This is a genomic window from Lysinibacillus sp. FSL K6-1151 (assembly GCF_038630755.1).
In the GTDB taxonomy this organism is placed as follows: domain Bacteria; phylum Bacillota; class Bacilli; order Bacillales_A; family Planococcaceae; genus Lysinibacillus; species Lysinibacillus fusiformis_D.
In genome coordinates, this window is sequence record NZ_CP152040.1 from 2,803,370 (window position 1) to 2,816,425 (window position 13,056).

14 protein-coding genes and 2 riboswitches are annotated in these 13,056 nt (G+C 41.3%); of the genes, 4 read left to right on the top strand and 10 right to left on the bottom strand.

The genetic code is table 11. The annotated features are described in order from the left end of the window. Positions 1–2: 2 nt before the first annotated feature. From MHI04_RS13515 to MHI04_RS13560, 10 genes are read right to left on the bottom strand one after another with little or no spacing between them, the layout of a single operon-like run. Positions 3–1,124: a cobalamin biosynthesis protein gene (locus MHI04_RS13515; protein ID WP_089934741.1), complete on the bottom strand. Its 1,122-nt coding sequence runs from the start codon at positions 1,122–1,124 to the stop codon at positions 3–5. Then, positions 1,117–1,902: a precorrin-4 C(11)-methyltransferase gene (cobM, locus tag MHI04_RS13520; RefSeq protein ID WP_036120052.1), complete on the bottom strand. Its 786-nt coding sequence runs from the start codon at positions 1,900–1,902 to the stop codon at positions 1,117–1,119. The genes MHI04_RS13515 and cobM overlap by 8 nt, the downstream gene beginning before the upstream one ends. Next, complete coding sequence (cobI, locus tag MHI04_RS13525; RefSeq protein ID WP_058844517.1) at positions 1,902–2,609, bottom strand: precorrin-2 C(20)-methyltransferase; 708 nt, start codon at positions 2,607–2,609, stop codon at positions 1,902–1,904. Before cobI ends, cobM begins: the two co-directional genes overlap by 1 nt. Further along, entirely contained in the window at positions 2,602–3,822 is a 1,221-nt protein-coding gene (gene cbiE / locus MHI04_RS13530) for a precorrin-6y C5,15-methyltransferase (decarboxylating) subunit CbiE (RefSeq protein WP_340811455.1), read from the bottom strand. Before cbiE ends, cobI begins: the two co-directional genes overlap by 8 nt. Next, positions 3,779–4,912, bottom strand: a complete 1,134-nt coding sequence (locus MHI04_RS13535; RefSeq protein ID WP_036120040.1) for a cobalt-precorrin-5B (C(1))-methyltransferase — start codon at positions 4,910–4,912, stop codon at positions 3,779–3,781. Before MHI04_RS13535 ends, cbiE begins: the two co-directional genes overlap by 44 nt. Next, on the bottom strand, positions 4,912–5,571 hold the full coding sequence (locus tag MHI04_RS13540; RefSeq protein WP_036120037.1) for a precorrin-8X methylmutase: 660 nt from the start codon (positions 5,569–5,571) through the stop codon (positions 4,912–4,914). The genes MHI04_RS13535 and MHI04_RS13540 overlap by 1 nt, the downstream gene beginning before the upstream one ends. A 12-nt stretch (positions 5,572–5,583) precedes the next feature. Next, positions 5,584–6,345, bottom strand: a complete 762-nt coding sequence (cobK, locus tag MHI04_RS13545) for a precorrin-6A reductase (RefSeq protein WP_342534933.1) — start codon at positions 6,343–6,345, stop codon at positions 5,584–5,586. Then, complete coding sequence (locus MHI04_RS13550; protein WP_342534934.1) at positions 6,342–7,241, bottom strand: sirohydrochlorin chelatase; 900 nt, start codon at positions 7,239–7,241, stop codon at positions 6,342–6,344. The genes cobK and MHI04_RS13550 overlap by 4 nt, the downstream gene beginning before the upstream one ends. Before the next feature lie 14 nt (positions 7,242–7,255). Beyond that, positions 7,256–8,923, bottom strand: a complete 1,668-nt coding sequence (cobJ, locus tag MHI04_RS13555) for a precorrin-3B C(17)-methyltransferase (protein ID WP_342534936.1) — start codon at positions 8,921–8,923, stop codon at positions 7,256–7,258. Positions 8,924–8,927: 4 nt separating this feature from the next. After that, positions 8,928–9,299, bottom strand: coding sequence for a (2Fe-2S) ferredoxin domain-containing protein (locus MHI04_RS13560; RefSeq protein ID WP_340834540.1), 372 nt, complete (start codon positions 9,297–9,299; stop codon positions 8,928–8,930). Between the two features lie 146 nt (positions 9,300–9,445). Then, positions 9,446–9,628, bottom strand: a riboswitch (cobalamin riboswitch). A 257-nt stretch (positions 9,629–9,885) separates the two neighbouring features. Further along, positions 9,886–10,071, top strand: a riboswitch (cobalamin riboswitch). 142 nt (positions 10,072–10,213) lie between these two features. Here MHI04_RS13560 and MHI04_RS13565 point away from each other — a divergent pair. Genes MHI04_RS13565 through MHI04_RS13580 form a run of 4 tightly spaced genes read left to right on the top strand, consistent with a single transcriptional unit; the run spans position 10,214 to position 12,849 of the window. Continuing rightward, positions 10,214–10,960 carry an energy-coupling factor ABC transporter permease gene (locus MHI04_RS13565; RefSeq protein ID WP_036120014.1) on the top strand — a complete coding sequence of 249 codons (747 nt, stop codon included), beginning with the start codon at positions 10,214–10,216 and terminating at the stop codon, positions 10,958–10,960. A 3-nt stretch (positions 10,961–10,963) separates the two neighbouring features. Then, positions 10,964–11,236 (top strand): energy-coupling factor ABC transporter substrate-binding protein, encoded by a 273-nt coding sequence (locus tag MHI04_RS13570; protein WP_342534937.1) that lies wholly within the window; start codon positions 10,964–10,966, stop codon positions 11,234–11,236. Positions 11,237–11,242: 6 nt separating this feature from the next. After that, complete coding sequence (gene cbiQ / locus MHI04_RS13575; protein WP_036120002.1) at positions 11,243–12,016, top strand: cobalt ECF transporter T component CbiQ; 774 nt, start codon at positions 11,243–11,245, stop codon at positions 12,014–12,016. Further along, complete coding sequence (locus MHI04_RS13580) at positions 12,013–12,849, top strand: ATP-binding cassette domain-containing protein (protein ID WP_340809188.1); 837 nt, start codon at positions 12,013–12,015, stop codon at positions 12,847–12,849. Before cbiQ ends, MHI04_RS13580 begins: the two co-directional genes overlap by 4 nt. The last annotated feature ends 207 nt before the right edge of the window (positions 12,850–13,056 follow it).

Genomic DNA, 13,056 nt, shown 5'->3' on the forward strand with positions numbered 1-13,056 from the left:
CCTTAAAATAGGTATCTCGCAACTGAAATCGTAGCATTACCCGATTTCTTCTTTTCTAATAGGAGTGACTTGACCTGTGCATAACGCATAGCCGCTGGTTCACTCACACCATAGGCACCTGTATATTTAAAGACTGTTTCAGAAGGGGAAGGAAATTCGATTTGATTTAATTCCGCCGGGGTATAAGTGACGAACTCCCAATCATATTTCTTGGTAATATCTAAAAAACATTGTTCATCTTTTTTTAAATCAATCGTGCATAATGCCTTCACACTTTTTTTCGAAAGCTTTAGCTCTGCCAAGGTTTCATCAATCACTTGTTCAATTTCTTCCACAGATGTCCCACGATTACAGCCCATACCGAGCACAATAGATTTTGGTCGATAAATAACACCGTTTTCTAGAAGAATCTCTTCCTCTTGTTCTATGATTCGATCCGTTATTAATAGCGTGGCATGAGGTTTAGCCTCGATGGCTGCCTGTGTGGATGGATAGATTTTGATTTGCTCTGGCATGGCAGTATCACGCATCCACCAATCGCGCTCACCCGTTTCCTGCACAATGGCCACACGCTCCTCATTTACAACGGAAGCACTCACTGGTGTCAATTTGTCGGCACTATCCCATACCCACCCAAAACGGGCGCCAAATAAGTCAACAGGAATCGTCTTTTGCACATCAGAAGCTGTTGTAATAATTGGATTTGCACCAAGTGCCGCTGCCACCTCATGCGTTAGCTCATTGGCACCGCCAAGATGCCCTGATAATACGCTAATGACATTGTCGCCTCGATCATCAATTACGACAACGCCAGGGTCTGTCTTTTTATCCTTTAAAATGGGCGCAATCATGCGTACGACCGCACCGAGCGAAATGATTAAAATCAACCCTTTATATTGTTTAAATAGCGTTGGCAATAACAAGCGCACGGTACCTGTAAATAATTGAATATGCTTTTCTGCTTCATCGCCTTGCTCAAATTTACTCATATAATATAAATCACTCGCTGCAAAGGTTTGTTGCAGGCGACGTCCAATTTGAACACCATGCTTCGTAATGGCGACAACCGCATAAGGATTGCGTTGATCAACCTCTGGTAATACACCTTCCTGTAACTCAATCACTTGTCTTCACACCTTTTCTAAAGCCATGTGTAAAGGTTGCATCATATAACTTCGAACGATATTGATCCTTATCATGAATGTTCGGGTCTAATGCCCAACCAGCTAGAATCATTGCATGCTTACGAATACCATTTACACGCATTGCTTCATCTAATTCGATTAAAGTCGTACGCACGATCTTTTGATCTGGCCATGAAGCACGTTGAATAACTGCTACTGGCGTATCATCAGCCCAACCAGCACTTTGTAATTCTTTAACAATTTTTTTTGTAAGTGTTGCACTAAGGAATAAAGCAATTGTACAATGATGGCTCGCCAAGTCACGCAGCTTTTCAAATTCTGGGACAGGTGTACGTCCTTCTGCACGTGTTAAAATGAGGGTTTGTGTTAAATCAGGAATTGTGAGCTCTGCACCAATTGCCGCTGCTGATGCAAAAACAGAGCTAACCCCTGGAATCACTTCATACCCAATGCCTTCCTTTTTCAATAGAGCCACTTGCTCCATGATGGCACCATACATCGCTGGATCACCTGTATGCATACGAGCTACTGTTTTCCCAGCATTAACACGCTCCACCATAACGGCCACCATTTCCTCTAAATGCATGCCAGCAGTTCGAATGACCTCTGCATCAGGTTTGGCTTTCGCAATAAGCTCTTCACTCACTAATGAATCTGTGTACATGACAACGTCCGCTGTTTGCAGCATATGTAAACCTTTAACTGTAATTAAGTCTGGATCACCTGGACCAGCGCCAACTATATAGATTTTCTTCATTATTTACGCACCACCATTAATGTTAGATATTCTAATTCCACACCATCCAATTCACGAACATCCCAAATAACTTCTTCATCAGAAGTGACCTTCGTCACGACAGATGCTTTATCTAATAAATCTAGATCACGTAGCACCTCAAGCATTAAATCGATCACCTTTGCCACTTTAATAAAGACAACGGCATCATGACTTTCAATGGCTTCACGCATTGCTTCATAATCATCATGGGCAGGAATAATGGCCACTCGGTCATCGCCATCAGCTAAAGCAATCCCTAATCGAGACGCGGAGCCATTGAACGAAGAAATCCCTGGCACCGTACGGATTTCTACATCTGGATGCATGTCCTGCATCAACTTCATCATATGAATAAACGTACTATATAGTAACGGATCTCCCTCTGTTACAAAGGCTACATCCTTACCAGCTTGTAGTTTTTCGTAGACAAGTTCTACTGATTTTGTCCATTCACGTTCAAGGACAGCCTCATCTTTGGTCATAGGGAATACAAGGCCAAGCATATCTTTTTCGTCTGGATTAATATAAACATCGACAATGCGATGGGCATAGCTTTTACTACCTCTTAGCTTTTTTGGATAGGCAATAACAGGTGATTCCTGAATCACACGAAACGCCTTGACTGTAATTAATTCTGGATCGCCAGGACCAACGCCCAAGCCGTATAGTACACCTAGATTACTCATTATTTTCTTCCTTTCGATAAGCCGAAATAATATAAATTGGATTTAATGGTACAAAGCGTGTCATATCTAAAATAGGTTTGCTGCGCGCAAGCTGTGCCTGTAAAATATCAACCGCAAAGCCACAAGCCTTAAACGCTTCCACCGCTTTATATAAATTTTCAATGGTCGCTGCATTTAAGACAATACGACCGTTTGGCTTCAAACGACTACAACATAACTGTAGTAACTCCACCATTTCGCCACCCGTACCACCAATGAAAATGGCATTAGGATCTGGGAAGCTGTCTAATCCCTCTGGTGCTTTACTATGAATCGCTGTGATATCAACACGGAACTTTTGCTGATTTTGAAGACAGTTGTCTAAATCAGGTGCATTTTTCTCTACAGCAAATACTTGACCCTCTGACGCAAGTTTTCCTGCCTCAATCGCCATAGAACCCGTACAAGTACCAATATCCCAAATAATGCTATTCTGTTGAAGCTGCATGGCCTGTAAGCTTAAAACACGTATTTCCTTTTTCGTGATCAGTCCTTTATCTGGCTTGCGTTGTGAAAACTCTTCATCATCAATCCCAAGCGTGTAACGTTTCGGTTCCATTATTTGTTGTAAAATCACGACATTTAATGGCGAATAATGAGCGCTTTCCATTTCATCTAACGAATACCAGCCACATTTTTCGTTTTCGCCCTGTAAATTTTCTGCAACAAACGCTCGGTATTCTGTCATACCAAAATGCTTTAAATAACGAGCGAGCGCATTGGGGCTATTATCAGCATCCGTTAAAAGCGCTACTTTCTTCTTCCCATCGATACGCTGTGCCAAGCCTTTCATTGGTCGTCCATGAATACTTGTGACATAGGCATCCTGCCAGCTTTCTCCCATCTTCGCAAAGGCCAGCTGAACAGAACTCATATATGGATAAACCTCAATATCTAGCTTTTTAGCTAGATAGCCCCCAATGCCATAAAATAATGGGTCGCCAGTGGCAAGGATTACCGTATTTCTTGTTTCCTTAGATAATCTTTCAACAAGTGCTGAAATTCCCCCTTTAATGCTGATTTTTTCACCTGTAAAGTTCGGGAAAAAATCCAGTACTCGCTCACCACCAACAAGTACCTCACAGTCTTCAATCCACTCGAGGTATTGGGGAAATAAGCTTGCTAATCCGTTATCCCCGATCCCAATCAATTTCATCGATCGATGCAATGTCATCAGCCCTTCCTAATAATTGTCCCTGCATCGAATAAATCGATGTGGAAAGTGTTAAACCACCTTTTATATGATGGATAGAGGAATAACAGCACGCCTCACATAAATGATGAAAGAATGCATCATAGCCCTTCTCCATCATGATTTCGCCAACTTGTGACGCTGTGTTTGCCTCACGTACTTGCGCTATTGTTTCTCCATCTGCTCCTGTATCCTCTGCAAGTTGTGCTAAAAAGTTAAAATCGATTGGTGCACTTTTGGAATGAACCATCATGACACCTTGTGCCACCTTAGAAAATTTCCCCATCATACCGACAAGAGAAACTTGTTTGATACCGAGTCGCTTACAATGTTTTAAAGTAAAGCCGACAAAGTCACCCATTTCAATAAAAGATTCTTCTGGTAAATCGGGGTATTGTTTCATCGCAAATTTTTCGCTGCGACCGCCTGTCGTTACCACTAAATGCTCACAACCAGCTTCTTTAGCTACACTAATGGCTTGTACAATACTTGCCATATACGCAGAACTCGAAAAAGGCACGACGGTTCCCCTTGTGCCTAAAATTGAGATGCCTCCAAGTATACCAAGTCGTCCATTTAACGTTTTTTTAGCGATTTCTTCTCCTTTAGGTACGGAAATCACTACGTTCACGCCTCGTGTAATGTGAAATTCGTCTAATACCCCTTGAACCGTGCTATGAATCATTTTACGTGGTACAGGATTAATGGCTGCCTCGCCAACAGGCACTGGTAAGCCAGGCTTTGTAACACGCCCGACCCCAATCCCTCCATCTAAATGAATTCCAGGTGTATCAGCCCAGCTCACTGTGCCAACAATAAGCGCCTGATGGGTCGCATCAGGATCATCACCAGCATCCTTAATCGTTTCACAGCTGACAGCATTTTCTTCAAATATGCATTTTTCAATTGTAAAGGTTGCATCCCGACCAATCGGTAAATGAATGGTACTCGTCTCCTGCTCTTCCTTTGTAATCAGAGCGAGCAATGCAGCCTTTGTTACCGCAGTTGCACAGGCTCCCGTTGTATAACCGTGACGCATGTCCTTGGGATCCTTTTTTGGCTTCCGCTCCATTATTTTTTCGCCTGTTCATCCGCTAATAGTGAGATGGCATTTAACGCGGCAACCGTCACTGTACTACCGCCTTTACGACCAACATTGGTAATGTACGGAATCCCTTCGAGTTTCAGCAATTCTTCTTTTGACTCGGCTGCTGACACGAAACCGACAGGCATACCGATAATTAAATCTGGTTTTGCTAAGCCTTCTTTAATTAAACGAATCAATTCTAGTAAGGCAGTTGGCGCATTACCAATTGCATAAATCCCACCTTCATGTAATTTTGTAGCCTTTTGCATGGAAATGATGGCACGAGTTGTATTTTGTTTTTTCGCTTCTACTGCGACATCTTCATCCGCTATATAACAATGTAAATCGCCACCATGCTTTTGGAAACGTTTTTTACCAGAGCCACTTTCAATCATTTGAACATCTGCAATGACATGTCGTCCGGCAAGAATGGACTTAATCCCCGCTTCAATTGCATCAGGTGTAATGATGACACTGCGACCTAGCTCAAAATCCGCCGAAGCATGGATAATACGGCGCACAATCTTCCACTCGTCCTCTGAAAAATCATGATCGCCCATTTCCTCTGCAATAATCGAGAAACTATAATCGTAAATTTTATCTGGGTCTACCGTTAACGGTTTGAAATCTGTTTTAAAATCCATGGATAATGCCTCCTAAAGTGTATGTTGTACAGCCTGTAATATTTCTTCAAATGTTGAATATTGTTGGCCATATTGAATGGTTGGTCTTGCAATAAGAATCGTTTCAATATGACAGGCAAGAGCTGCCTCAAGCTTCTCATCAACTGAGCCAACTTTACCGCTTTCTTTGGTGATCATCAAAGTTACTCCATATTGACGAAACAATGCTTCATTTAATTCCTTTGAAAACGGACCTTGAATAGCTACAATATCTCGTTGTGCCACACCAAGTGCCTCACATTTTTCCATATTGTCCAGTCGCGGAAGCATGCGAGCAATTACTCTCGTATTTTCTAAGCCTTGTAAAACCTTTGTAAAAGTAGCAAGTGTTTTGCTGCCTGTTGTCAGCATGATGACACCACGCTTTTCTGCCGCTAATTGGGCTGCCTCCTCATAATCCTTCACTATTGTAATGAGAGGATGCGCATAGTGTTCATGGGCACGCTCATAGCGAATATAAGGAACTTGTGCCTGTTCGGCCGCTGCCATTGCATTTTTAGAAGCTTCCTCAGCAAATGGATGAGAGGCATCAACCACCATTTGATAGCCTTGCTCTGTTATGATGGCTGCCATTTCCTCAGCTGTCAGTCGACCTATTAAATGTGGTAGGCCAACGTCAGCAAGACTAGAGGCTGCCGAATCAGTCACGACGGTAGCTGTTACCGCATGTCCTGCGCTTTGCAGGGCAAGGGCTAGATCCCTTGCATCACTCGTCCCTGCTAACATGAAAATCATTTTACTGGCTCCTCTTCATGGTGGTGGTCATGGTCGTGATGGTGGTCGTGTCCATGATCGTGATCATGATGATGGTGATGATGGGCATGTCCATGAACTGCCGCATAGGCACGATAATTTTCTAAATCTTGCATGCCTGTAGATGTACCATTTATCGCTTGTTCAATACGCTCTAATAAAACATTTTGTAAACGTTCATGGTAGCCAAAATAATTGGCAATTTGAACAGTACAATCTGGATATTGTTCATTAAACTTCACACACATATCATTCATACGTTCCATTAAAATACCTGTGAATAAAAAGTATGGGAGCATGATGATTTTTTTCGCACCTAATTTAACACAGCGTTCAATACCTTCTTCAACACATGGATCTGTTACGCCCATAAATGCACTTTCCACATATTTAACAGGTAATTTTTCCCATAAAAGTCGTGTAATTTTATAAAAATCACCATTTGCAGATGGATCACTGCCACCTCGTGCAATCAATAAAATGGCTGTATCTTGTTGCTCTTGTTCTGAATGAAAACCAATTTCCGCTAGACGATCTTGTAAAATCGTAAATATTTCATCATGAATGCCAATGGTTTGACCATAGGTAAATGTAATGTTCGGATAATGCTCACGCGCATGCTCGATCTCTGCTGGAATATGCAGCTTTGAATGGCCTGCATGAAGTAAAATAATCGGAATTACATGAACCTCTGTAGCCCCTTTCTTCACACAATTCGTAATGCCTTCTTCGATGTTCGGTGAAGCAAATTCTAGGAAACATGTTTCCACTAAAAATTGTGCATCAATACGCGGTGTCATTTGTTCAATAAATGTACGTACCTCATCATTTCCTGCTGCTAAACGGCTCCCATGGCCGACAAATAAAATAGCTTTCATCTCTTTTCTCCTCACTAGTCGCCGCACGGAGCTGGCTCTACTTTTATTTTGGAAGACATATCTTGATACGTAAAATGCAATATCTTTTTCACACGTTTAAAATATTTAAATAAACGTTCATTTGGGTGAGCATTTGCTTTATATTCTTCAATAATATCTGTAATTAGTGGAATCAGTTGTTCAGGCTCCAACCCTTCTACAACAGGCTGTGCTGCATGGGCCGTACGACCAACTGGCTTCGCCCCAATAAAGACATCAAATTTACTTTTGCGATAGACAATACCAATATCATCAAATACAGCCCTGTAACAGGCCATACCACAGCCGTTAAAACCGATATTTAATGTTTTCGGCAAAGACATTCCACCTAATTTTTGTTGTATTTCTTCTGCATAGGGAATCGAATCGGCCTTTTCACCATAGCAAAAATCACAAGCCTTCAAGGATAGCACATCACCAATCGGCGCTAATAAAAAGCCTACTTCCTGTAATTTCTCCGTAATACGTTCAGGGGCAGTCGTTGGGATTTTCAAATGGATTTGATGGTCTGGTGTATATTCCATCGTCCCCTCTTCCCCAACGACCTCTGCTAACGTCATCATTTGCTGAGGTGTGAAAAACTTATTCACCACTCCTGGGCTTACAGCTAATTCAAAAATGGATTCTATTTTTTGCTGTACAAGTTTCGGCGTTACTTTGACTGCACTTGTTCCTTTCACCATTGCGAGTGCCGCTGTAGCCATTTCAAGTGCTGTTTTTTTTGACTTTGGCGTAGCGGCTACACTGGGTTTATTAAAACGCCCTGCATTAGGATCTGCTGTAAAGTCTTGTCGTGCAGTCCCTGTCTCTTGGTTCATTGCCCAAGGTTCATTTTCTTCACGTAAACGTTGATGTGGACGTAAGGGTTGTTTTTCTTCACCCAATGTATATTTACGTTGATAGCCACGTGGTGTAATCATTTTATTGTCATAGAAAAATGTCGACGAATTACCAATAATGACTGTCGTCAGCATTCCAATGTCATGCTCCAGCATTTCGGCTAATGTTGTCATCGTCACTTCTTGACGATCGCGGTAAGCACTTTTCACAAGTCCTACTGGTGTGTCAGGCGAACGATATTCTAAGAGAATGCGCTGTGCTTCGACAATTTGTCTTGTTCGGCGACCGCTTTTTGGGTTGTATAAAGCGATTACAAAATCCGCCATAGCGGCTGCCTCGACGCGCTTGGCAATTAAATTCCATGGTGTTAGATGGTCACTTAAACTAATCGTACAGGCATCATGCATAATCGGGGCACCAAGTAAGCTAGCACATGAATTGATGGCAGAAATACCAGGGACAATTTCTACCTCAATCCCCGTTGCTTCTGTCCAGCCTAGCTCAATCAATACCTCATACACTAATCCCGCCATACCATAGACACCCGCATCACCACTTGAAATGACTGAGACAATGCTTCCAGCCTCTGCTTGGCGAACCGCTTCCTGCGCACGGGACACCTCTTCGGTCATTCCAGTACTGACAATCGACTTCGCACTGACTAAATCTTGAATCAACTCCACGTAGGTTTTGTAGCCTATGATCATATCACTTTGTTGTAATGCCTCTACCGCCCGTGTCGTAATATGCTTAAAGTCTCCAGGTCCAAAGCCCACTACGAAAATTTTTCCTTTTTGCGCCATGTTGTTACCCCTCTTTCACCTTTTCGATCCCTTTAATGGCTGTCGTTTGTGCTGTACGCTGTAATGTACCTTCACGAAGTGTAAAGACATGTTCTTTGTATAAGGATTCATGATGTAAATCTTGTACAAGTGTTCTAGCATGCTCTGTTGATGGTACACGATACCAATTCCCTTGCGGATAGGCGATGACCACACAAGCATCCTTGCATCGTCCATTACAGCGCGTTCTTGTTGTATGTATCTCTTGATCAAGTGCTTGCTGTTGTATTTCTTCTCGAATAGCTAGGGTAATTTCCTCCCCACCTTTGTTCATGCAGCTACTACCATTACAAATAAAGAGATGTGTTTTCATCCCCTCTAAATTCCATGTTGTCATCTTCTGTCTCCCCTCATTTGCTTTCTGGAAAAAGAAAAACCTTTACTCTAATTACGAAGAGTAAAGGTTTTGTAGAAGCCAAATAAAAACGAATAAAATAAAATGCAGGTACTCGCTCTTGCTTCAACTTCTCCCTCCGAAAAGTTTGCATGCACAATCAAATAAGCAGGTTTCCTGACTTAAGCTTCATTTTACTATCGCACCTTCCCAAGTTTGCACCAGTGGCTTTGCGATTTCATCAGCTATTACAGTAGCGGGGGCTGTATTGGATTTTCACCAATTTCCCTATTATCTCGAGTTATTCGAGCACTTATCGACGTTTTATATGAAATTTATTATCTTCTTTATAGAATAGAAAACTGTCTCTATCATATCTCATTATTTTAAAATTTCAATATTTCTATAAAAATTTATGACAATTTTATCAATTTTGTGTGTAGACCAGGTATAAAAATTATAATATCTCCTTATTTATGACAATTCAGTAGTTATCAGAATCTTCTCTATTGACCTTCAATTGAAAATATTTTTAAAAAAAGTATAGCATATTTATGGAAAATCATGTTACACTTTGTCGTGAAATCTCACAACTTAATGTTTTTTCGGTGTAAAATACTTATCATTTTGCTTAAAAGGGAAGCCGGTTTGAGTCCGGCGCGGTCCCGCCACTGTATTAGGGAGCTTTATAGAACATGTCACTGTCCAACGGATGGGAAGACCTATAAAGTGTTGAACTAGAGCCAGGAGACCTGCCGAAAAATATGTGATCGTTTCAGCCTACGAGGATAGGTGTGCGGCTTAGCAGATGAGAATGTTATTTGCTTTTTTAGCTATGCACTTTTCCAACAACGGAGAAGTGCTTTTTTATTTACGCACGCTACATTCTAAAAATCTATTAGTAAGGAGGAAAGCTTTTGAAATTTTCATGGTGGAAACTTAGTTATTTTTTATTGGCCTTTTTACTCGTGCCAAAACGTGCCTTTGCTATGCATATCATGGAAGGTTTTTTACCAATCGAATGGGCTATTTTTTGGTGGGTCATCTCTATCCCATTTATTATTCTAGGATTGCGCTCCATTCGCAAAACAATTGAAGAAAACCCTGAAACCAAAATGCTTTTAGGTCTTTCAGGAGCCTTTGCTTTTGTGCTGTCGGCGTTAAAAATCCCTTCGGTTACAGGTAGTTGCTCCCACCCAACTGGTGTTGGACTTGGAACGGTTTTATTCGGACCTCTAGCTATGAGTGTCATCGGAACGATTGTTTTATTATTCCAATCTTTATTATTAGCACATGGTGGGATTACCACTTTAGGAGCGAACGCCTTCTCTATGGCGATTGTAGGCCCATTTATTGCTTACTTTGTCTTTAAAGGGGCTCAAAAAATAGGGTTGTCATTTTCACTAGCTGTTTTTTTTGCTGCGATGCTTGGTGACTTAGGTACATATGTTGTGACTTCTGTACAGTTAGCATTAGCCTTCCCTTCAGAGGTTGGCGGCTTTATGGCATCGTTTACAAAGTTCGCAGGTATTTTTGCCTTAACTCAAATTCCGTTAGCGGTGAGTGAAGGAATTTTAACGGTCATTGTGATGAATTTCTTGAAAAAGTACAATGTCAGCGAATTAAAAATGTTGCGTGTTTTCTCAACAAAGGAGGCACATTAGTAGATGAAACGAAATTTATTACTAATAGCGATTGTTGTGCTGTTAGCTATCATCCCATTGTTTATACAAAAAGGTGCAGAATTTGGTGGTGCTGATGGAGAGGCAGAAGCAGCCATTGGCGAAATCAATGCAGAATATGAACCGTGGTTTGAAAGCTTATGGGAGCCACCAAGTGGTGAAATTGAAAGCTTATTATTCGTGCTACAGGCAGCTATTGGAGCTGGTTTTATTGGCTACTTCATCGGCTATATGCGCGGCAAGCATAAAGAAGGTTAACCCGTTATGTTACTCATTGATAAGTATGCGTATCTTAATAAGCTAGCGTCCGTTCATCCGCTAGAAAAAATGATATTTTCAATTGGTCTACTTCTCGTAACGCTCATCATGAGAGATGAACGACTTTCACTCATTACATTTTTTGTAATGAGTGCTTTTATCATTTTAGGTGCAAAAATTCCGCTTACCTACTATGTTAAGTTATTATTGCTACCTGGATTTTTCTTACTAACAAGTCTTGTATCCATCTTGCTGTCAATCACACCAGCAACTCATGTATTACCTGCCCATCTGTGGTCTTTTACGTGGATGAATTGGACAATTTTCATCGGAAAAGCAAGTGCCCTGTCCGCCCAACAATTGTTCTTTATTGTCCTTGGCAGTAGTAGTTGTTTATACTTTTTAATTTTGACCACATCCGTACAAGGGATTTGCTATGTGCTCCGACAATGGCGACTGCCCTCTTTATTGGTTGAGCTTATTGAACTAACCTATCGTTTTATTTTTATATTTTTAGAAAGCATGTACAGAATACATCTTGCCCAGCAAGCGCGTCTTGGCTACCATTCTCCAATGCAATGGCTACGCTCCGTATCCATGCTTATTGTGGCGCTATTTGCTGAAATGTTTCAGCGTAGTCGTGAGCTTAATAATGCCATGCAGTCACGGGGTGGCGAAGCCGTCTACTGGCAAGAGATGGGCTCCTATAGCAAGAAAAATTGGCTAGGCATAGCGACACTGTTCCTATTCCTCATTGTATATGGAGGGTACTTCTCATGACAGCATTCTATTTTGAACTAAACCGCTTGTCCTATGCCTATGCAGATGGTACGAAGGCATTGTCAGACATTACTTTACACATTCCAAAAGGAAAAAAAATTGCCATCCTTGGTCATAATGGCGCTGGAAAATCAACATTGTTTCAGCATCTTAATGGTATTTTACAACCGTCAGCTGGGACGATTGTTTTTGATGGCAACGAGCTTCAATATAGTCGAAAAGCTTTAAAGGCACTTCGCCAGCAAGTTGGCATTGTTTTTCAAGATGCGGATCATCAACTTTTTTCAGGTACTGTCAAGCAAGATATCGCATTTGGACCACTAAATCTTGGCTGGTCTACCGAAAAAATCGAAGAAAAAATAGCATGGGCTGTTGCGCAAACGGAAATAGGCGATTTACTCGAAAAACCTATTCACTTTCTAAGCGTAGGTCAGAAAAAGCGTGTGGCGATGGCAGGTGTTTTAGCGATGGAGCCCTCTGTCCTCTTATTAGATGAGCCAACAGCAGGCCTTGACAATTATTATGCTACCCAAGTTCTACAGTACCTAGGTAAATTAGAAGACGGCGAAAGAACCATTTTACTTGCTACCCATGACATTCCCCTTGCTTATGAATGGGCGGATCAAATCATTGTCATGGAGGCAGGGAATATCATTTATAACGGAGACCCGATCGAGTTGTTTTATGAAGAAGAATTGCTGCAACGTGCACATCTCGAACGTCCATGGGTTTTTGATATGTTCATGACATTACAAAAAAAGAAGCTATTGCAGGAAAACATTACACCCCCCCGCTCCAAGTGTGAATTACAACAATTAATAGAACAATTGTAGACAAAAGTCATCGAGAAATTCTCTCTCGATGGCTTTATCATTTTTTATTTTCTTTCATATTCAAAAATTAGTAAACTACTACGAAATCAAAAGATTCGATTTATGTTAGCGATACGTCAAATTCGTTGCGATGTCTTTGATGGTTTGGCATGCCAAAAACATATTGGATAAACGTAAAAGAACGAAGCGTGCAATACTTGGAAGTCC